Here is a 22821-nt window from a genome sequence, read left to right on the forward strand (position 1 = left end):
TGAATTGTGCACTGTGAACTGAAAAAGTATGCAATTTTTAATATATATAAACCATACTTATTCTATTCTTTGTGAAACGTTTACCTGGATTTTTAGATAAATTATACTCTAGATGTAAACTAAATGATAGTTATTTACTATGAAAGTAGGGGGAAGGTTATGAAAAATAATAAGTTAAAACGACTTATAGCACTAACTATGACATTAGCATTAACTGCATCTATATTTGTAGGATGTAAGAGCAGTGGGACAGAAAGTCAAACAGCTGAACAAATTATGGATGAAGTTGTTAGCGTTAAAACTACTATGACTAATGCAAAGCTTGCTGGAGAAAAGGCTGATGCTAAGGGAACTACATTAAGTACAACAGTATACTTTACACCAGGAGCAGCTGCACATGGAAATCCAGCGGTAAATGGTGGTCCGGAATGGTCAATGGAACCAATAATTTATGATTACTTAACAGATTATAGTTCTAAACCAGAGAAGACTTTTAAGCCATCATTATTAGAAAGTTATGAATTTAAAGATAAGGTTTTAACATTAAAGTTAAAGAAAGATCTCAAATGGAGTGACGGAAGTGATATTACAATAGATGATTTGATGTGTAATTTATTTATGGATATGACAGTAAATAATATTGCTTATTATGCTGAATCTGTAAAAAAAGTGGACGACTTAACTATACAAGTTAAGTATGTAAAAGATGCAACACTATTACTTGATTATATTTTAAAAACAGCATTAAAGTATCCAGTATCAAATTACGGAGAGTTTGCAAAAGAGTATCAAGATGTTTTTGAAAATTATAGAGTAATTGGTGATAATAGAAATTATAAATTTACAGAAGAGGGAGATAAGAAGGTTGCTGAAGCAACTAAAGCCTTAAATAATTACTTACCAGATTTAATGAGTATAAAGGTTTCAGGAGCATATGTTCCAAAGACTATGACTTCAGCAGAAATAATCTTTGAGCAAAACCCTTATTATAGAGTTCCGTTACACATAGAAAAAATTATAGGTATCAGGCCAACTAGTACAGAATCAAATGCACTAGCAATATCAAATGGAGATTATGATGCTGAAGGTATGGGATTATCACCAGATATGGCATTAAAGGTTGCACAAAATAATAAAGATACAATTAGACAAATTGTAGTTCCAGAATTCAGTGCAGTTGGATTTTGTATGAATACACAAAAGTACCCAACTAACGATGTTAATGTAAGAAAGGCTATAGCTTATATAATAGATATTGCACAAATAGCACCAGTATCAGAGCCAGGAATGGTAAAGGGAGATGAATATGCTGTAGCATTACCTCCATCAGTTAGAGATAAATATTTAAGTAAAGACTTTTTAAATACATTAGAAAATTATGATGTTAATTTAGATAAAGCTAAGGAATACCTGGAAAAAGCCGGATGGACTAAAAAAGCAGATCAATGGGTTGATAAAGATGGACAAAGTCCAGAAATTATAATAGCAGGAGCAGGTGAATATCCAAACCATGTTGTTATAGCAGAAGCAACTACAAATATGATGAAAGATTTTGGATTAAATGCTGTATTTACGCCAAAAGAAGCAGCCGCATACAATGATTATGTAGCTAGTGGTGATGCACATATGACAGTGGATAATTTTGGAGGTGCAATAAGCACTCAACATCCAAATGAATCTTACAGTGGTATTTGGTGGTATGGAAAAAGAGGTATGAATCTTAAGTTCCCTGAACAAGGTGAGTTAATTTGGAAGGATGAAGAAACAGGCGAAGACTTTAACTATTCTCAACATATGACAAAATTATTTGAGGCTGGTACAGATGAAGAAATATCTGCAGTTACAGAAGAATTTGCTAAGTTTTTTAATGATAATGTATGGTTTATTCCTGTAACAGAAAAAAATTATATATTCAGAATTCATAATCCTGAACTTTCAATGCCAGAAGTAGAAACAGGAGTTGTAACAAATAATTTTTATTGGTCAGGTACACCAAGTGCTATTTTAGGTAAAGCAATAAGATCAGAAGAATTATATTATGTTAAATAATTAAATTAAGAATGTATAGGGTTGTTAAGTAGAACAACCCTATATTCAAAACTAAAGGGGGATTTTACAATGAAGAAGTTAGCAACTGCCTTAATAACAATGTTAGTTTCATTACTATTAATATTTTTTGTTATACAGGCCATGCCTGGAGATCCAGTAGAAACACTTGCACAAGAATATATAAGAACAAGCCAACTTCCATATGATATAGCATATAATAAAGCAAAATTAGCATTAAATTACGATCCTGATATTCCAGTAGTTGAAAGATTTACTTCATATGTAAAAGCAATATTATCAGGAAACTTAGGCCAATCAATGTCTTTTAAAGAATCAGTTTCAACAATAGTTTTAGGAGCATTACCATGGACTTTACTTGTATGCTCAATATCATTATTTTTATCCTTTACTGTAGGAGTAATACTTGGAATATATGTAGCTTGGAAGAGAAGCAAAACATTAGATGGAGTATTAACGGGATATCAAGCTATATTAGGATCAATTCCAGATTATATAATAGCTTATTTACTTGTTTTATTATTTTCATTATCTCTTGGACTTTTTCCATCAAAAGGAGCTTATAGTTCATCAGTAACTCCGGGATTTAACGCTCAATTTATATTAAATGTTTTAAAGCATGCAGCACTTCCAGTATTATCATATTTCTTAACAACACTAGCAGGCTGGATTATGGGGATGAAAGCAAATTGTATGTCAGTACTAGGAGAGGACTACATAAATTATGCAAAGGCTAGAGGAATATCAGATAAACGCATAATATTTAGCTATCTAGGTAGAAATGCTATGTTGCCTATGGTAACTAGTGTTGCAATATCTTTTGGAATGATGTTTGGTGGTTCTCCATTAATAGAAAATTTATTCGTTTATCCAGGAGTTGGATATTATTTAACAACAGCTATTTCTAGAAGAGATTATCCACTTATGCAAGGAATGTTTTTAATGATAATAGTAATGGTATTATTAGCAGGAGTATTTGCAGAGTTTTTAAATACTAAATTAAATCCAAGATTAAGGGAGAAATAAGATATGAGTAGTACAGTTGCAGTAAAGGAAAAAAATAAAAATTTAAATAAAGAAGGCTCATTTTTAAATTCTCTAAAAGAATTTTTTGAAGTTATTTGGGGCAATAAAATGGCAAGAGTAGGTTTTATAATTTTAGGTATATTTTTACTTATGGCTATTTTTGGACATATGATATTTGAAGAACCAAAATCAAATTATTTAGCTAGATTAAAAGCACCATCAGCAGAGCATTTACTTGGAACAGATTATGCAGGAAGAGATATATTAGCATTATTTATAAATGGATCTAGAGCAGTTTTGTTAGTTGCTTTCTATGCAGCAGTATTTTCAATATTATTTGCTTGTGGAATAGGTATAACTGCAGGGCTTTTGGGTGGAAAGACAGATAGCATATTAATGCTAATAACAGACATAGTTTTAACAATGCCAACTTTACCAGTAACAATGGTTTTATCTATGGTTGTAAATGTTACTAATGATGTATTATTTGGATTAGTACTTAGTTTGTGGTCTTGGGCAGGGCTTGCTAAAGCAATAAGATCACAAGTGCTTGTAATTAGAAATAAGGATTTTATTGAAGCAAGCAGAATAATGGGAATAAGCACTTTTAATATAATAATAAAAGATGTAGTACCTAATATAGTTTCATTTATAGCAATTAACTTCATATCAATAATGAAGGGAGCTATAATGACTTCAGTTTCATTAATGGTTTTAGGTTTAGTTCCATTTGAAGGAAGCCATTGGGGAATGATGATACAAATGGCAATGTCACAATCAGCTGTACTTTATGGTGGTATTGGACCAGTAGTATATTTCTTAACTCCAATTATGGGAATCGTATTATTCCAATTAGGTTGTTATTTATTTGCAAATGGGTTAGATGAAGCAATGAATCCAAGATTACGTAAACAATAGGAGGATTATTTATGAAACCGTTAATTGAAATAAAAAATCTTACAATAGAATTTTTCTTGAAAAATGGTAACTTAAAAGCTTGTGACAATATATCATTTACAATTTATAAAAATGAAGTTGTAGGGATAATAGGGGAAAGCGGCAGTGGTAAATCAACACTAGCTTCAGGAATATTAAATCTTGTTCAAGCTCCAGGTAAAATAACATCTGGTGAAGTTTACTATTATGATGATGAAGACAATAAAATAAATTTATTAAACTTAAGTGTTAATGAATTTAATCAATATAGATGGAAAGAAATAGCTACAGTATTTCAAGCAGCACAAAATGCCTTAAATCCAGTTTTAAAAATAAAAGAGCACTTTATAGAAACAGTATTAGCTCATTCTCCTAATGAAAAAGAGGAGGATATACTAAAAAAAGCTGAAGAAGTATTAAAGCATGTAAGACTAGATAAAAGTGTATTAGAATATTATCCACATCAATTAAGTGGTGGTATGAAGCAAAGAGTTTTAATAGCCTTAAGTCTTATTTTAGATCCAAAGGTAATATTACTTGATGAGCCTACAACAGCTTTAGATGTAATTACTCAATGGTATATCCTTGATATATTAAAAGATATACACAAACGTTTAGGTGTAACATTAATATTTTTAACTCATGATATATCAGTGATATCAGGAGTTATAGATAGAATAGCTGTAATGTATGCAGGTGAATTGGTGGAATATGGAGAAGTTGATGATGTATTTCAAGATCCATCACATCCATATACAAAAGGATTATTAAATGCAATACCAACGCTTAGAGATGATGTAACAAAAAGAAAAGCAATACCAGGTAATCCTCCAAATCTTATACAAGATTTTAGAGAATGTAAGTTTTCACCACGTTGCAGTATTTTCTTAGAAGGCAAATGTGAAGCAGATAGAGAAAAGACTAAGAAAATGTATTTTGTAAATGAAACACAATGTACAAGATGTTACAAATATGCAGAAAACTTAAATATTGAATATTATATGGAGGCGGTTGGAAATGAGCCTATTAAAAATAGATAACCTTAGTATTGAATTTGACAACAAAGTTAATAAGAAACAAAAGGTTACAGTTTTATCAGATATAAATTTAGAAGTAAATGAAGGAGAAATTGTTGCAGTAGTTGGAGAAAGTGGATGTGGGAAAACAACTTTAGGAAAGCTTATTGTAGGGATTCATAAACCAAGCCAAGGTAAGATTTATTATAAAGGTAAAGATATTACAAAGCTCAAAAGGGGTGATTTTAAGGATTATAGACTTGGGGTACAAATGGTTCATCAAGATTCCTTTGCAGCATTAAATCCTAATAGGACTATATTTCAATCTTTATCACTTCCATTATTACAACATAAAATAGCAAAAAGCAAAGATGAAGCAGAAAAAATATTAAAAGAATATTTTGCAGAAGTTGGATTAGTTCCACAAGAACAATTTTTATATAAATATCCACATCAATTAAGTGGAGGACAAAGACAAAGAATATTATTAGCTAGAGCATTATCAGTTAAACCAAAGCTTATTGTTGCAGATGAGCCAGTATCAATGGTAGACGTATCTTTAAGAATAGCACTTATTGATTTAATGACTAAGATGAATAAAAAATATAATATATCCTTTGTGTATATTACTCATGATTTAGCAACAGCAAGATATGTTGCTAAAAATGGCAGATTAGTTGTAATGTATTTAGGTAAAATAATTGAGCTTAATAATATTTATGATGCAATAGATAATCCAAAACATCCATATTTCCATGCTTTACTTGCAGCAGTTCCAGAAAAGGCTGGGAAAAGGGAGGCAGGTTCATCTAAAAAATTACCACTTAGGACATTAGATATGCCAAGTATAACTAACCCTCCAACAGGATGTAGATTTCATACAAGATGTCCTTATTATACAGAAAAATGTGAAAAAGAAGAGCCTAAATTACTTGAATATAAGGGAGGCTATGTAGCATGTCATCACGTACAAGAGGTAGAAAAGATAAGGTTAGAAAACAAAGCAATATAGAATTAAGTTCAATAATAACTTTTATAAAACTTATACAAGCTATTTTTGCAGGAATGTTAGGAATATCTTTAATAGGGATATTACTTAGCTTAGATAATGAAGAGGCAAAAGTTCTATATACAATATGTATAACTATAAGTTTATTTGTAGTTATCTTTGGAAGAATTCCTATAAGATATCTTAGCAATAAAAGTAGTAATAGTTAGGTATAAGAAGATGATGTGAAAATTAATAATAGCCTATATATTATTAATCTAGAAAACTTACCTAAACCTAGATTATTAAATTACTGTAAGGGGTGAAGTCATGGGAAGTGAAACTAATGCATTAGAGCTTGCATTGCATTTATATAAGCTTGGAGAGCTAATAAAAGAAATGGATGATAAGATAAATAAAGAAAAGGATGAAGAGCTAAAAAGAATATATATAAATGAAAGAGAAGATATGTATAGCAATCAAATAGAAATAATACATAAGCTAAGAGCTTTAAATATATAATTATTTAAATTAATTTGAAAAAATTACAATGATAAATTATCTTCCAATTAGTTATATTTTTTAGTACACAGTTCACAGTGCACAGTTGTAGATGAAACTACTGCGTAGTTTATGAAATTAAAGGGGCTGTCTGTAGTATTGTCCCTGTCAAGTAGACAGTAATAAAAAAAGCCAAATTAAGCGGCATGAGTGAGATATTCTATCGGACTCATGCCAATTTTATTTAGAAAATTCGAATATTGACTTCTTGTATATTGAAATCCTTGATCTGTATGTAAGATGCAGTTTTGGAATAAATTCATCTCAGATAATTTATTAAGGGTATTTTGAACTAGAATTACATCATTTCTCAAACTTAAATCATAAGCAATAATTTGGACATCGAAAACGTCTTTTACTGCATTAAGATATAAGAAAAGTCGCGTTGATTTATCAATAGGTATATACGTAATATCCATACATAACTTTTTAAATGAATTATCTGCACTAAAATTTCTATCAAGTATAGTATCAGCTACACTTGAAGGTTTAAATCTACGGTTATAAACTTTCTTCCTAATCACTGATTTTATATTAAGTTCTTTCATAAGACGATACACTCTCTTATGATTTACAGTAAAACTTAGATTATTATTAATAGCTATACACATTCTCTTATGTCCATAGGTACCTCTATATTTATTGTGTATTTCTAATATTAGTTGTTTAATAAGCTTATTTTCCTTTGCTCTATCACTAAGTCTTCGGTACTAATCCATTTATAATATCCACTGAGAGATACACTAGCTAGCTTACAAAGCTTACTTATATAATATCTAATAGACATCAATTTAATAATATTATATATTTCTCTTATTTTAAGTTTTATGATAGAGCTCGTAGCCTTTTTAGAAATTCAACTTCCATTTTTAAATATTCGACTTCTTCTTCTAAAGAGTTAAATTTTGTTTTAGGTCTACCTTTCTTTCCACCAGTGGCTCTGCCACGAGTTTCAATATCAAAGCTAGTTTCTCCATTCGATTGAAATTGTTTCACCCAAATTTATAACTTGAGTTTTACTCTTGATATTTAGATTTGATGCTACTTGATAAGAACTTAACCCTTCATCAAGGTACATTTTAATAGCTTTAAGCTTAAATTCTTTAGTATAGTTGTTATTACTTTTTTTAGACATAAAGAAAACCCCCCTTATAGTTTCACACTAAGAAAATTTTATAGTCTTTTCTTTTATGTGTCTACTATAAAGGGATTATACTAACTGGGACAGCCCTTTATTAATTTAACTTTTCTGAATTATTTCTAAAACTGTCCACTAAATAAGAAAACTGTGAATTGTGTGCTGTGAATTTATAAAGTGTCTTGCACTTTATAAGGTAAGGTAAGAACCGTTGAAGTACCTTTTTCATAGACACTAAATATTTCGAGTCCATAGTTTTCTCCATAATTAAGCTTTAATCTGCGATTTATATTTCTTAATGCAATACTGTTAAATTTGTTATTTTTATCATTAATATAAGCATTTAAATCTTTGAGGTTATCCTCTTTAATTCCTATTCCATTATCAGAAATTGTAAGAAGTAAATTATTCTCAATATGATGACCCTGAATTATTATTTTACCGTTACTATCACATTCGCTTAATCCATGGTAAATAGCATTTTCAATTAAAGGCTGAATTATCATTTTAATTATTTCACAATCTAATAATTCTTCAGGCACATTATTTTCAATTATAAAAAGCTGATCAAATCTTATTTTCTGAAGATAGATATAATTATCAATAATATCTATTTCTTGTCTCAAGGTTACAGTGTTAACCTTTCTGTTCATACTATATCTTATAATTGCACCAAAATATTCTGCCATAGTTGATGTTTCTAAGTCATCATTTATTTCTGCCATCATATGGATTGATTCTAAAGTATTATATATAAAATGTGGATTAATTTGATTTTGAAGCTGACGTAATTCAAGTTCCTTTTGCTCTATTTTATTTTTATAATTTATATTAATTAAATTATTTATTCGGCTTTTCATATTATTATAAGAATCTACTAATTGACCTATTTCATCATCTTTATCATACTGAAACTCAACATTTAAGTTTTTCTCTATTGAGTTAGAGGACATATTATTAATAAGATACTGTATAGGATTAAAAATTCTCTTAATAAAGAATAAATACAAGATAATAGATGAAATCAAGAAGAATATTATATTAGTTATAAACAGTAAAATATATAATGTATCTAACCTAAAGGCAGTTTTCTTTGGAATTTTATTAATAACTATCCATTTATAATCATTAATAACATTAGAACAAATCACATAAGATTCATCTTCATTAACATAATTAATTTCAGGATCAGTACTTAAAATATCTATTTCTTTAAAATAATTATTTTGTGACTTTTTATTATTTGTTGATAATATCAATTTACCATAAGAATCATATATTGAAATTACTTCATTAGGAAATGGTAAATCAAAATTCAAAAGACTATAAAATTCATCAGGAGAAAGAGTAACTAAAAGAATCCCAGTAATTTCATTTGTGTTCATGTCTATTACCTTTCTTGTTAAAAATATAAGGTTTTCTCCGTCATAATAGTTTATATCAAAAATTCTGCTAGAATTAATATTCGTAAATACTGAAGTTGAAGAATCTGATAAAATACTTTGCTGAAACCAGCTTTCAGTTGATGGATTTATAAGGTTATAGTTAGAAAGATTTCTGCTGGCAAAAACGCCTCTTCCCTTTAAATCATAAATATATGAACCGCTAATAGAGGAATTTTGAATTAGCATCATTTCACATATATATTTTAGATAATTATAATTATCTATTTTAAAAGTTTCATTATTTTTTAATATTGTATGTAAATTATCTATTTCTGGAATTAATAGGGGATACTTAGAAACATCAGAAATATTGTTAAGTTTTTCTTTAATTTGGTTAGTAATACTAATATTAAAATTCTTTATTAATTTTTCAGTTTTATTAAACTCGTATTTAGAGTAAGAATATAAGTTAAACGCAGTAACAATAAGGAAAATTGCATAAAGAAATGTAAAAATAAATAAAGTGAATTTTTTTATAGATAATTTTTTGAAATAATTCATAGCTTGTACCTAGACCTTTTAAGTAAATATTTGTATCCATTATAAATATTTAAAAGTGTAAACATTTAATATATAATATAAATATATAATAGTTTTAAAAAATATTCAACAGTAGAGGTACTTATGAAGATATTAGTAGTAGATGATGATAAAATTATAAGAATGGGATTAAAGAAAATAATCAATAGATTATTTCCAGAATATGAAGTTGTATCAGAATGTCAAAATGGATTAGCAGCTTTTGAATATTTGCAGGCAAATAAAGTAGATTTAGTTATTACAGACATAAAAATGCCAATAATGACTGGCAGCGAATTAATAGAAAAAGCAGTAGCTGAACTAAAAGATTCACCAGTATTTATAGTGTTAAGTGGATATGATGAGTTTACATATGTTAGAGATACTATGAAACTTGGAGCTCTTAATTATCTTCTAAAGCCTATTAAGCAGGATGAACTTAAGAAGGTAATTCAAGAAGTAATTATAAAAATTAAAGAAAAAAGACAAAAAGATAAAGTTTTAAGTAAATCTATAGAGGTTTTAAAAAGGGATTTTTTCAAACATATATTGTTCTCTAATGTAGAACAAAGCTATAAAATAAGTAAAGCATTATTAGAAGGTATACAATTAAATGAAAATTACATATATAAACTTATAGTAACTGATAGAAGTAGCGAAGATAAGGAACTAGTTAAATCCTTTATTAAAGAAATTATTAATAAGTATAATTATATTGAATATATTTACTTTAATTTTGAGGGTAATTTATATATTGTATTTTATTTAAATGCTATTGAGAATTCCCATGACAAGGACATAGAAAAATACATAGAAGATAAAACTGATATATTCATAGAGAATAATAAAAATGTATTCATAATGGAAAGTATAAATCAAGTTCATAGATTAAAAGAACAATCAAGAAAATTTAGGGAATTAAAAGAAACAATACATGATGGCAAAAAAGTAAGGAAGTATTCATTGAAACTTCTAGAAGAGAAAGAAATCAAGGATAGTATAGAGGGCATTAATCCTAATTTAACAGTAATAAAACTTGCCAAGCGATATATAATTAATAATTTTAATAAAAATATAACTCTACAAGAAGTGGCTGATGAAGTTTTCTTAAGTCAAAACTATCTATCAGAATTATTTAAGAGGGAAGTTGGAGAAGGATTTTATGAATTTTTAACGGATTATAGAATTAAGGTTTCTAAAGAGTTATTAACTAAAACAAATTTAAAGGTTTATGAAATTGCAAGAAGGGTAGGGTATAATGATGCAATTACCTTTGGAAGAGCTTTTAAAAAGATAACAGGGCTTACGCCAAATAGCTTTAGAAATAGCAAAAATGTATGATTTTATCTGAAGATAAGTTCAACTAAGGTTCAGCTGGGGATGAACCCACATCTGAACCAAGTTTCACTTGATAAGAGAGGTTAGATTAATGAAAGGTAAGAAATTATATACTTCTTTAATAATTGTAAGCTTAATGGCTTTTGGTATGGGGTCATATATATTTAAAGCTTATAACAAAGAAAAAGCTGTTATAAATAAGGAAAATGAGGATTTAGAAGGAGAAATAGTCTTTGTCAGCAATAGAACAGATAAAAAAGAAGAGCTAAGCAACTTAATATTAGAATTTGAAGAGTTGCATCCAAAGACAAAAATAAAGTTGGAGCTTATAGGAGATGTAGGAGAAGTTTTAGAAAGAAGAGCCATGCTTCAAGAGCTTCCAGATGTAACATTAGTACCTGGAGCTATAAAGGTGAGTGAATATGATAAATATTTTATACCTATAGACGATTTAGAGTTTACTGATGAAAACATATATAACTATATTACTGGTTTAGGAGGAGATGGAAAGTTATATAACTTAAATACTTCAATTTCATGGAGAGGCATAATATATAATAAAGAAGTTTTTAAAGAAGCTGAAATAAATGATGTGCCACGTACACAAGAAGAGTTCTTTAAAGTTTGTGAAACATTAAAAGAAAAAGGTATTACTCCATTTATAGTAAATTATAAGCAAGCATGGACTATGGGACCATGGATTGATATAGCAGCATATTTATTTAATGAAAATCTTGAAAATGATGTTATGGTTGAAAATAAAGATATTTTAAGTGATAGCAGTGGGGTGTTTAAGGCGCTAAACTTTGTAAGAGATATAGTGCAAAATGGGTATGCAGAAGAAAACTTATTAAGCTCTGAATGGCAGCAAAGTAAAAATGATATTAAGGATGGTAAGGCTGCTATGGTATTTTTAGATTCAAACTTTAAATTTCAATTAGAAGATGCAGGAATGGACAAGGAGCATATTGGGATATTTCCGTTACCAGGTAGTACCTTAGTAAGGGCATATGGAGATTATAAGATTGGAATTGCTAAAAATACGGAATATCCAGAAGTAGCAAAAGCATTTTTAAAATTTATATTTGAAGAAGATAGATATGCAAAAGCTGTAAATATAGCATCTCCATTAAAAAATAATAATAGTAATAAAGATTTAATAAAAGAATTAGAAGTATATAATATTCCAATTGATTTTCCTGGAAATACTGCCAGTAAACAATCTAAGGAAGAAGTAGCTATGCATGAAAAATATGATACATTAAGAAGGTTATCAGGATTAGACTATTCATTTGTGCAAGATTACATTACAACTAATGATGTAGAAGGTTTAAGAAATAAAATGAATAATAATTGGAATGAATTAGAAGTTCAACAAGATTAAAAAATAAACTAAACTTTTTGTATGAATAATATACAAATAATAAGGAATTAAACATATAAGAATATGGAGTTATGCTTATTGTAGTAAAATTATTTTGAGAAATTTGCTATAATAATTTATTTATTAGGATTTTATTTATTAAGTAATATTTTAGAAAAGAGGTAGATTATGAACAATAAGTATAATTTTCCAGAGGGATTTTGGTGGGGCTCTGCAACATCAGGCCCACAAAGTGAAGGTGATTTTAATAAAAAACATAAAAGCGTATTTGATTATTGGTATGAAATAGAACCAGAAGCTTTTTATGATAGGGTAGGACCTACAGTTGCATCAAATTTTTATAATAGCTACAAAGAAGATTTAGCTATGCTAAAAGAAATAGGGCTAAATAGCTTTAGAACATCAATTCAGTGGACAAGGCTTGTAAAGGATTTAGAAACTGGAGAGCCAGATGAGGATGCAATAAGATTTTATAACGCTGTAATCGATGAAACTATAAAAAACGGTATGATTCCAATAATGAATTTACATCATTTTGATTTACCTGTTGAATTATACCATAAATATGGCGGCTGGGAATCTAAGCACGTTGTAGATTTATTTGTTAAATTTGCAGAAACTGCTTTTAAATTATTCTCAGATAGAGTAAAATATTGGACAACTTTTAACGAACCAATGGTTGTTGTAGAAGGCGAGTATTTATATCAATTCCACTATCCAAAAGTTGTAGATGGTAAAAAGGCTATGCAGGTTCTTTATAATATAAATCTTGCATCTGCAAAAGCTATAAGGAAATTTAGAGAACTTGGATGTAACAAAGAAGGTGGACAAATAGGAATAATTCTTAATTTAACACCAGCTTATCCAAGAAGTAATAGCAAAGAGGACTTACAAGCTTCAAAGTATGCAGATACAATATTTAATGATTCTTTCTTAGATCCAGCAATTAAGGGAGAATTTCCTGAACTACTAATAGAAATGCTTGAAAAAGACAATGTTATATGGGATTCTACTCAAGAGGAATTACAAATAATAAAAGAAAATACAATAGATTTTCTAGGTGTTAATTACTATCAGCCAAGAAGAGTAATGGCAAAGCAATACGAATTTGATAATTCAAAGGGATGGATGCCTCATAAGTATTTTGATTACTATGATATGCCTAATAAGAGAATAAATCCATCTAAGAATTGGGAGATATATCCTAAGGCAATGTATGATATTGCTATAAATATGAAAGATAAATATAATAACATACCATGGTACATTTCAGAAAATGGAATGGGAGTTATGGGTGAAGAAGAATATATGGATGAAAATGGAGTAGTACAAGATGACTATAGAATAGAATTCTTTAGAGAACACCTTGAGTACTTACACAAGGGAATAGAAGAAGGTTCTAATTGCTTTGGATTCCATTCATGGACACCAATAGATTGTTGGTCATGGAGTAATGCTTACAGAAATAGATATGGATATATTTCTGTAAATTTAAAAACTCAAAAGAAGACAATTAAAAAATCTGGTAGATGGATTAAAGAAGTATCAAAAAAAAATGGATTTTAAATAATTAAAAATAAAAGCAAATAATTTTGTTTAGTATGTTAGATACTTTTCAAGATTATCTGCTTTTTTTATTTTTTAAGTTCTTTTAAGTTTTTTTAAGATAAGCATTTTTTCAGATTTATAGTAGATTTATATGAAGTTTAATGATAAATATATATTTATAAAAATTTTATATATAGTTTACTTATAATAACTAAAAATTTAATTTATTTTTATTATATTTTTATGGAGGTTTAATATGGAGTATGTAATTACTAAAGAAATGATAAAGAACTCATTAGTTAGTAAAGGAGATATATCAAGACTTACTGAGGTTTTAAAGAAAGCACAAAGTGGACAAGATATAACAGTAGCTTTTTTAGGCGGGTCTATAACTCAAGGATGTAATGCAACTAGACAGGAAAATTGCTATGCAAGTAGAGCATATTTATGGTTTAAAGATACGTTTAGCAATACAAATGTCAATTTTATAAATGCAGGTGTTGGAGCAACTGGATCAATTATAGGAGTTCATAGAGTTCAAAGACAAGTAATAGATAAAAATCCAGATATAATATTTATTGACTTTGCTGTAAACGATAAAAGTACTATTTATGACAAGGTAGCTTATGAAAGCTTAATAAGAAGTATATTATCAATAGAAAATCCTCCAGCTATAGTGGAAGTATTTATGAGTAATTTCGATGGAAGTAATGTACAAGCTCAGCAAATAGAAATTGGGAAAAAATATAATATTCCAATGATAAGCTTCAGAGATACTGTACACTCAGAAATAGAAAAAGGAAATTTTAAATGGAGAGACGTGGCTACTGATGAAGTTCATCCAAATGATTATGGTCATTTCATAATATCAGAGCTATTAATTGATTTTATAAAAAACGTATTAGATGATATTAATAAAACTGATAATACTAAGATTGATAAAAAAGAAATCGATTTTGAAAGCACAGTCTTTGGAGAAAAATATAAGAATGGATTTATAGAAAATAATAAGTGTTTAGAAGTTAGTAAAATAGAAGGATTTATTAAAGATAATGAAGGCTTCCAAGTATTCCAGGATGGATGGAAATGCAATTTAGAAAAAGGAAAGACAGCATCCTTATCAGTTAATATTGAAGGAAAAAATATATTTTTATTATATAAAAAATCAATTAAAGAAACAGCAGGTGAAATAGAAGTAATAGTAGATGAAAATGATCCGATTATAATTGATACTTACTTCGAAGATGGATGGGGAGATTATTCGGCAACAGAGTTATTAGTTGAATCTGAAAATATATCTAATCATAAGATTCAAATAAGTGTAGTTGATGAAGAAAAATTAACAGAAACATATATAATGGGATTTTTAGTATCTTAGGAGGCAAGGATTTATGTACTTAGAAGAATTTAATATGAAAGATTATAAATTTATAGAAGCTGATAATTCTCATTATAAATATATGGGAAGAATTGATTTTGAAAATTCGAAGACACCAACAATTATTTACGCTGGTAGCATGATAAAAATTAAATTTAGCGGGACAAGTTTAAAAGTTGCTTTAAAGAATTACCATAATCATTATGAAAATGCTATTGGATTTATTATTGATAATGAAATAGATGGCAAAGTTGTAATAAAAGAGCATTATAAAGATATAGTAATAGATATTGCAGAAGATTTAGAGGATAAATTACATGAGTTAATTTTGTATAAAAGATCTGATTCAGCTCATTATTTTGACTTTTACGGAATCATAATAGATAAAGATTCTTATACTGAAGAAACAAAGCAAAAATATAATAGAAGAATTGAGTGCTTTGGTGATTCAGTTTCAGCAGGAGAAGTATCTGAAGCACTTGATTATGTTGGTAAAGTAGATCCAGAAGGGCATGAAGGAATTTACTCTAATTCATGGTATTCATATTCAATGATAACAGCAAAAAACTTAGGAGTAGAAATTAATAATAATGCTCAAGGTGGAATTGCAGTAATGGATGGAACTGGTTATTTTAATCCAGATAGGGGGTATTTAGGTGCAGAATCTACTTACGATAAGCTTAGATATAACCCAGAGCTTGGATATTGTAATGATTGGGATTTTTCAAGATATACACCACATGTAGTAATTATGGCACTAGGACAAAATGATGCTCATCCTGAAAATTATATAGATAAGAATAGAGAAAAAAGGGAAATATGGAAATCTAAATATGCCGAGATAATAACAGATTTAAGAAGCAAATATCCAGATGCTTTATTTATAGTTATAACAACTATTTTAGCTCATAGTAAGGGGTGGGATGATGCTCTTGATGAAATGGTTGATAAGTTAAATGATGAAAAGATAGTTAGATATAAGTTTAAGAGAAATGGATGTGGAACTCCAGGTCACATAAGAATTCCGGAAGCAGAGGAAATGGCAAATGAATTAACTAGCTATATAGAATCTTTTGGAGAATATATATGGAAGTAAGTTTGTTATTAAAAAATATAACATTATTACAGAAATATAAACAATAATAAAGTATAAACAGCTTAAATATAGAAATTAAAGTTAATAGATAGTAAATTTAATATGTAATTGTTAACAAGTTTGTTTAGCTAGTAAAATTATTAATTTATATTCAATATAGGAATATTTAATTTGAAAACAGTAAGATTGGGAGGATTTTTATGGAAAAAGTAAAGATATTTGGAGAAAAATTAAGTAATATGCCTTGGCAAGATAAGCCAGAAGGCTTTGATGGAGTTATATGGAGACATGATGGTAATCCAATTATAAACTGGAATCCTACAAAGAAATCAGCAAGAATATTTAATAGCGCAGTATTACCTTATGAAGATGGATTTATAGGAATATTTAGAGCAGATCATAAAAATGGTAAGCCACAACTACATGTTGGTAGAAGTAAAGATGGACTAGATTGGGATATTGAAGATGAAGAAATTCATTGGAAAGATGAATGTGGAAATAATTACCAATCAAACTATTCTTATGATCCAAGATTAGTTAAAATTGAAGATACTTATTATATTGTTTGGTGTGCTGAATTTGGCGGAGCTGCACTTGGGCTTGGAACAACAAAGGATTTTAAAGAATTTGTTAGACTTGAAAATCCATTTATTCCATTCAACAGAAATGGTGTTTTATTCCCAAGGAAAGTTAATGATAAATATTTATTATTAAGCAGACCAAGTGATAGTGGACATACTCCATTTGGAGACATATACTTAAGTGAAAGCCCAGATTTAGTTCATTGGGGAAGACATAGAAGAGTTATGAGCAAAGGTGGCTCAGGCTGGTGGCAAGCAACTAAAATTGGTGGTGGAGCAACTCCAATAGAAACATCAGAAGGATGGTTATTAATTTATCATGGTGTATCTGGAACTTGTAATGGATTTGTTTATAGCATGGGAGCTGCTATACTAGATAAAGAAAACCCATCAAAAGTTTTATATAGAACAAGGGATTATTTATTAACACCAGAAAAAGATTATGAAACAACAGGATTTGTTCCAAATGTAGCATTCCCTTGTGCAACACTACAAGATGCTGAAACAGGAAGAATTGCAATTTACTATGGTGCAGCAGATACATATGTAGCAGTTGCATATGCACAAATAGATGAATTGGTTAAATATATAAAAGAAAATTCTGAATTAGTTTACGGAGATGATATAGAATTTAAATAATAGTATCTCAAAGTGCATATTTAAAAATTAAATAATATGTATGATTTCAAATTTTATATTTTAATTAAGTAAGCTTTACTAACTTTTAACCTTATAATAATATAATGGTATAGATTATTAATTAAATCATATATAGAATTTTAATGATATAGGCTTAAAAGGTTATCTTTTAAGCCTATAAATTTATTTTTAATTTATGAATTATAGCACATATAACTTCTGTTAAAGTAGTTAAAAGCTAAATAAATCCTTTTAAATTAATTAGTTAATTTAATTTTTTCTCACAAGCTTCACTGGGAGGCATTAAAATAGTCATAATAGAAGAATAAAATTTACATATTTTACTTTTATATTTATGAAGAAAAGAATTATTGTGGTAGAATTATATTATAAAAATATATACTTACAAACAAGTAAATTTGGAGGTAGAAATGAATAAACTATTTGCTACAGACTTGGATGGAACATTAATAAATAATAATAAAATTAAATCAGATGATAGACAAGCATTACTTAATCTTCAAAATAAGGGGAATTTAGTAGTTGTTTCAACAGGAAGACCTTATAATGCAATTCAAATGTTAAAAGACCAATACAAAATACATGCGAATTATTTCGTTTTATTAAATGGTGCACTTATAATGGATTCAACAGGAAGTAAAATAAAGCAAGAAATTATAGAAAAAGAATTAATAGAAAAAGTATTATATGAAATAAATGAGGATAATGTTGATATATCTGTTGAATCAGGTTTTAAGACATATATATTAACAGAGTGTAATAACTTGCCTTATCCTAATAAAATAAAGGTTAATTCAATACAAGAAATAGATGATGATTTAAGCTTAATTTCTCTGCATATGCCAAATAAAGAAAAAGCTGAAATAGAAGAATTAAAAAATGAAATAAATAACAAATATGGAGACAAAATAATTGCATATAGAAATGATATTTATATAGATATTGTTCCAATAGGATGTTCTAAAGGAAATGGAGTAGAATATCTAGCAAATCAAGAATTAATAAAATCAGAAAATTTATATACTATAGGTGATTCATGGAATGATATTAGTATGTTTAATATAACACCAAATTCATTTACTTTTAATCATGTAGAAGAAGAATTAAAAAAACATACAAGATATATTGTAAATTCAGTTTCTCATTGTATAGAAGATTATATATTATAACTATAAATTTTTATGAAAATCTATAATTATGATACTTAAAAAATGTGGCAATATGGTTTAATATAAAATTACATGAAACTTAAGTAATAATTAACTTAGTAAGTTTCACTAAAATGCTACAAGACATATAATAACAAAACGTTTTAAATTCAATAAATTTTGAATGGTATAGATAATAAAGAATATTTAAAGTAAGGTGGTAATTTAATGTATCCAATTAGATTTGAAAATTTATATTATGAAAAAATATGGGGTGGAAGAGATTTTGAAACCTTTAGAAACAATATGCCAGAGGGTGAAATAGGGGAGAGCTGGGATATAGCATGTCATCCTAATGGAACAGGAATAGTTGAAAATGGTTCATTAAAAGGAACTAAGTTTGATGATTTGATTAAAGAATATGGAGATAAACTTGTTGGAGAAAAGATAACTCTTGAAAAGTTTCCATTACTTATAAAGCTTATAAATTCAAAGGAAAAGCTTTCAGTTCAAGTTCATCCAGGAGATGAATATGCAGCAAAGTATGAAAATGATTATGGTAAGACAGAGGCTTGGTATGTTATTGATGCCAAACCAGGTGCTTCATTAATAGTTGGCACAAAAGATTGTACAAAAGAACAGTTTGAAGAATCTATAAAAAATAATAATGTAGAAAGTTATTTAAATAAAATTGAAGTTAAAAAAGGAGATTGCTTCTTAATAAATAGTGGACTGGTTCATGCTATATGTGAAGGAGTTATAATTGCAGAAATTCAACAAAACAGTGATGTAACATATAGAGTTTACGATTATGGAAGACCAAGAGAAATTCATGTTGAAAAAGCTTTAGAGGTTATAAATTTTGATCTTCAATGCGAAAACTTAAGTGAGAAGCAAGAAGTTAGCTATGAAGGATATAAGCATAGTTTATTATGCAAAAATGAATATTTTGGAATAGAGAAAATATCAATAACTTCAGAGTATAAAGATGTAAGTAATATAGAAAAGTTTGATATGTACACTTGTGTTGATGGTGAAGGAGTAATAGTAGGAAAAGATTTTGAAGAAGTAATAAAAACAGGAGATAGCTATTTAATTCCTGCTACTTTAGGAGAATATAAAATAAAAGGAAATGCTACAGTATTAAAAAGTTATCCAGTAATAGCTTAAAATTGCAAAGAAATTTTATTCAGTTCACAGTGTACAATTCATAGTTCACAGTTTCTTGGATAAAGTAACAGGTAACAGTGTTAGCTCTTTTTTAGAAAAATAATGACTAAATATATAAGGGAAAGCTTAATTTAGTTTTAAATAAGACCTACCTTATATCAATTAAATTCTAAATTTTAAACAGCAGGCATTGAATACTTAGTGAAGTTGAGTGTAAGGATAACTAAACTTAGTATGAAAGCCCATCTACTGAAGCTTATCTGAAGTAGATGTTCATTTGACGAATACTTAGTGAAGTTGAGTGTAAGGATAACTAAACTTAGTACTTGTTACCTGATACCTATTCCCTGTTACCTAAAAAATGAAAACAACTGTGAACTGTGCCTTGTGAACTGTGCACTAGAAAATTGCTTCGCAATTTACATTCTTACGGAAAAGGATGTAAATTGAAACTTATCATATCTATGTCTAGAAATAGAATATTCAAAGGCTCTTCCATTATTTAAATAAGCTATTTGTTCAACTTCTAAAATTGGATCATTGTCGTATAGATTTAAGTATCTTTTATCTATATCAGTACTTTTATCAGCACGAATAACTTTATTTGCGCTACTTATTTTTAAGTCCAAATCATTTTCTATAAAATCATAAATAGATTTTTTTAATATATCCTTATTAAGACCAGTTATTAGTGTTGCATCTAAGTAAGTATTTTCTATAACAACAGGTTCATTATTTATTAATCTAAGACGTATTATTTCATAAATTGGAGAATTTTCATTAATATTTAACTTAGTTGATATATTATAATCAGCAAAGATTAATTTAAATTCTATAATTTCAGTTTTAACATTATTATTAACTAATCTAGTTAATCCCTTCAAATCTCTATCAGAAATATTTATTCTTGAATCCACAGGAAGAACATCCATAATAAAGCTTCCATGACCTCTTTTTCTATAAATTATTCCATCAAAAACTAGTAAGTCAAGAGCTTTTTTCATAGTCATTCTGCTACAATGAAATTCCTTACATAGTGTTATCTCATCAGGAATTTGATTAGTCGGAGAATTATATATTCCATTTCTTATACGTAATCTAATTTCATCACTTATATCTTTGTATTTGGGCATAGTAAATATCCTTTCGTCCTTTACTTTAAGATTGTTAAATAAGTTAGTAATTTTTCAAATTTTACACTTTTACTAGCTATATATTATTTTTAATAAAATATAAATACAGTATATAAATATATTACTATAAAAAATAAGTTTTACAATAACATAAGTATATATAGTTATATTAAATGTCTAGACAAATAAAAAATATGGCTATATAATTTTCTTGTAATGTTTAAAGAATATATAAATTTATTTTATATAAAGTTTTAATTTTACAACAAAAGGAGGAATTAGTATGAACAAGAATTTTATATTTCCTAAGAACTTTTGGTGGGGGTCTGCTACATCAGGACCTCAAAGTGAAGGATCATTTGATAAAAAACATAAAAGTATATTTGACTATTGGTATGAAATAGAACCAGAAGTATTTTTTAATAAAGTGGGACCAGAAGTTACATCTAATTTTTATAATAGCTATAAAGAAGATTTAGCAATGCTTAAAGAAATAGGATTAAATAGTTTTAGAACATCAATTCAATGGACAAGACTTATAAAAAATTTAGAAACTGGTGAAGCAGATGAAGATGCAATTGAATTTTATAATAATGTCATAGATGAAACTATAAAAAATGGAATTATTCCAGTAATAAATTTACATCATTTTGATTTACCAGTTGAATTATATGATAAGTATGGTGGATGGGAATCAAAGCATGTAGTAGATTTATTTGTAAAGTTTGCAGAAACGGCATTTAAATTATTTGCAGATAGGGTTAAATATTGGACTACTTTTAATGAACCTGTAGTAATTGTAGAGGGACAATATTTATATCAATTCCATTATCCTAAAGTAGTTAATGGTAAGAAGGCAATGCAGGTATTATATAATATAAACTTAGCATCTTCAAAGGTAATAGAAGTATTCAAAAACAAAAATTATAATAAAGATGGAGGTCAAATAGGTACAATACTTAATTTAACACCATCATATCCAAGAGATATAAATAATAGTGAAGATGTAGAAGCAGCTAGAATTGCAGATACATTCTTTAATGAATCATTCCTTTCTCCTGCAGTAAAAGGGGAATTTCCAAAATTATTAATAGAAATTTTAGAAAAAGAAGGAGTAATTTGGCAATCAACAGAAGAAGAACTTAATATAATAAAGGAAAATACCATAGACTTCCTAGGAGTAAATTATTATTTTCCTAGAAGAGTAAAGGCAAAGGAAACAACATGTAACAGTAAGGAATGGATGCCAGATAAGTACTTTGATAATTATGAAATGCCAGGAAGAAGAATGAATCCATATAGGGGATGGGAAATATATCCTAAAGCAATTTATGATATAGCTATAAATATAAGAAATAACTATAACAATATACCATGGTTCATTTCAGAAAATGGAATGGGAGTAGAAGGTGAAGAAAGATATATAAATGCAGAAGGTATTGTAGAAGATAATTATAGAATAGACTTTTTTAAGGAGCATTTAGAACATCTTCACAAAGGAATAGAAGAAGGAGCAAATTGTTTTGGGTATCATACTTGGACTCCTATAGATTGTTGGTCTTGGTGTAATGCATATAAGAATAGATATGGATTTATTGCACTAGATTTAGAAACACAAAAGAAAACAATAAAGAAATCAGGAAGATGGATAAAAGAAGTTACAGAGAACAATGGATTTTAATGGACCTT

The 22821-nt window shown here is 27.9% G+C and carries 20 protein-coding genes; 16 read left to right on the forward strand and 4 right to left on the reverse strand.

Translation table 11 applies throughout. The annotated features are described in order from the left end of the window. The first annotated feature begins 159 nt into the window (after window positions 1–159). The 7 genes from ABDZ60_RS04790 to ABDZ60_RS04820 all read left to right on the forward strand — a co-directional run bounded on the left by ABDZ60_RS04790 (window position 160) and on the right by ABDZ60_RS04820 (window position 6555). Window positions 160–2049, forward strand: coding sequence for an ABC transporter substrate-binding protein (locus ABDZ60_RS04790; protein WP_343776471.1), 1890 nt, complete (start codon window positions 160–162; stop codon window positions 2047–2049). A 69-nt stretch (window positions 2050–2118) separates the two neighbouring features. Then, window positions 2119–3093, forward strand: coding sequence for an ABC transporter permease (locus ABDZ60_RS04795; protein ID WP_343776473.1), 975 nt, complete (start codon window positions 2119–2121; stop codon window positions 3091–3093). 3 nt (window positions 3094–3096) lie between these two features. After that, entirely contained in the window at window positions 3097–4011 is a 915-nt protein-coding gene (locus tag ABDZ60_RS04800) for an ABC transporter permease (protein WP_343776475.1), read from the forward strand. Between the two features lie 11 nt (window positions 4012–4022). Continuing rightward, entirely contained in the window at window positions 4023–5069 is a 1047-nt protein-coding gene (locus ABDZ60_RS04805; protein ID WP_343776477.1) for an ABC transporter ATP-binding protein, read from the forward strand. Continuing rightward, window positions 5047–6057 carry an ABC transporter ATP-binding protein gene (locus tag ABDZ60_RS04810; protein WP_343776479.1) on the forward strand — a complete coding sequence of 337 codons (1011 nt, stop codon included), beginning with the start codon at window positions 5047–5049 and terminating at the stop codon, window positions 6055–6057. The genes ABDZ60_RS04805 and ABDZ60_RS04810 overlap by 23 nt, the downstream gene beginning before the upstream one ends. Continuing rightward, window positions 6003–6263, forward strand: a complete 261-nt coding sequence (locus tag ABDZ60_RS04815) for a hypothetical protein (RefSeq protein ID WP_343776481.1) — start codon at window positions 6003–6005, stop codon at window positions 6261–6263. The genes ABDZ60_RS04810 and ABDZ60_RS04815 overlap by 55 nt, the downstream gene beginning before the upstream one ends. 100 nt (window positions 6264–6363) lie before the next feature. Further along, window positions 6364–6555: a hypothetical protein gene (locus ABDZ60_RS04820; RefSeq protein WP_343776483.1), complete on the forward strand. Its 192-nt coding sequence runs from the start codon at window positions 6364–6366 to the stop codon at window positions 6553–6555. A 176-nt stretch (window positions 6556–6731) separates the two neighbouring features. Here ABDZ60_RS04820 and ABDZ60_RS04825 read toward each other — a convergent pair whose 3' ends face one another. From ABDZ60_RS04825 to ABDZ60_RS04835, 3 genes are all read right to left on the reverse strand, one after another. Continuing rightward, window positions 6732–7265: an IS3 family transposase gene (locus tag ABDZ60_RS04825; protein WP_343776807.1), complete on the reverse strand. Its 534-nt coding sequence runs from the start codon at window positions 7263–7265 to the stop codon at window positions 6732–6734. A 293-nt stretch (window positions 7266–7558) separates the two neighbouring features. Beyond that, window positions 7559–7729 (reverse strand): transposase, encoded by a 171-nt coding sequence (locus tag ABDZ60_RS04830; RefSeq protein ID WP_343776485.1) that lies wholly within the window; start codon window positions 7727–7729, stop codon window positions 7559–7561. Window positions 7730–7902: 173 nt separating this feature from the next. Further along, on the reverse strand, window positions 7903–9678 hold the full coding sequence (locus ABDZ60_RS04835; RefSeq protein ID WP_343776487.1) for a sensor histidine kinase: 1776 nt from the start codon (window positions 9676–9678) through the stop codon (window positions 7903–7905). 123 nt (window positions 9679–9801) lie between these two features. On the opposite strand from ABDZ60_RS04835, the gene ABDZ60_RS04840 reads away from it, so the two are divergent. The 8 genes from ABDZ60_RS04840 to ABDZ60_RS04875 all read left to right on the forward strand — a co-directional run bounded on the left by ABDZ60_RS04840 (window position 9802) and on the right by ABDZ60_RS04875 (window position 19999). Next, a complete protein-coding gene (locus tag ABDZ60_RS04840) occupies window positions 9802–11037 on the forward strand; it encodes a response regulator transcription factor (protein ID WP_343776489.1) in 1236 nt (411 codons plus the stop codon). A gap of 88 nt (window positions 11038–11125) precedes the next feature. Next, complete coding sequence (locus ABDZ60_RS04845) at window positions 11126–12418, forward strand: ABC transporter substrate-binding protein (RefSeq protein WP_343776491.1); 1293 nt, start codon at window positions 11126–11128, stop codon at window positions 12416–12418. Between the two features lie 168 nt (window positions 12419–12586). After that, window positions 12587–13984 carry a glycoside hydrolase family 1 protein gene (locus tag ABDZ60_RS04850; protein ID WP_343776493.1) on the forward strand — a complete coding sequence of 466 codons (1398 nt, stop codon included), beginning with the start codon at window positions 12587–12589 and terminating at the stop codon, window positions 13982–13984. Between the two features lie 238 nt (window positions 13985–14222). Beyond that, on the forward strand, window positions 14223–15344 hold the full coding sequence (locus ABDZ60_RS04855; RefSeq protein ID WP_343776495.1) for an SGNH/GDSL hydrolase family protein: 1122 nt from the start codon (window positions 14223–14225) through the stop codon (window positions 15342–15344). 13 nt (window positions 15345–15357) lie between these two features. After that, window positions 15358–16440 carry a GDSL-type esterase/lipase family protein gene (locus tag ABDZ60_RS04860; protein WP_343776497.1) on the forward strand — a complete coding sequence of 361 codons (1083 nt, stop codon included), beginning with the start codon at window positions 15358–15360 and terminating at the stop codon, window positions 16438–16440. Between the two features lie 200 nt (window positions 16441–16640). Further along, on the forward strand, window positions 16641–17660 hold the full coding sequence (locus tag ABDZ60_RS04865) for a glycoside hydrolase family 130 protein (protein ID WP_343776499.1): 1020 nt from the start codon (window positions 16641–16643) through the stop codon (window positions 17658–17660). Between the two features lie 431 nt (window positions 17661–18091). Then, complete coding sequence (locus tag ABDZ60_RS04870; protein WP_343776501.1) at window positions 18092–18850, forward strand: HAD-IIB family hydrolase; 759 nt, start codon at window positions 18092–18094, stop codon at window positions 18848–18850. Between the two features lie 207 nt (window positions 18851–19057). Then, on the forward strand, window positions 19058–19999 hold the full coding sequence (locus tag ABDZ60_RS04875) for a type I phosphomannose isomerase catalytic subunit (protein ID WP_343776503.1): 942 nt from the start codon (window positions 19058–19060) through the stop codon (window positions 19997–19999). Between the two features lie 419 nt (window positions 20000–20418). On the opposite strand, the gene ABDZ60_RS04880 is transcribed toward ABDZ60_RS04875, so the two are convergent. Next, the gene (locus ABDZ60_RS04880) at window positions 20419–21132 is read right to left on the reverse strand and encodes a GntR family transcriptional regulator (RefSeq protein WP_047001009.1); all 714 of its coding nucleotides are present in this window, start codon (window positions 21130–21132) and stop codon (window positions 20419–20421) included. 283 nt (window positions 21133–21415) lie between these two features. On the opposite strand from ABDZ60_RS04880, the gene ABDZ60_RS04885 reads away from it, so the two are divergent. After that, entirely contained in the window at window positions 21416–22813 is a 1398-nt protein-coding gene (locus ABDZ60_RS04885) for a glycoside hydrolase family 1 protein (protein ID WP_343776506.1), read from the forward strand. Window positions 22814–22821 lie beyond the last annotated feature (8 nt).

Origin of the sequence: Clostridium sartagoforme (assembly GCF_039521405.1) — a bacterium.
GTDB classification, from domain to species: Bacteria; Bacillota; Clostridia; order Clostridiales; family Clostridiaceae; genus Clostridium; species Clostridium sartagoforme.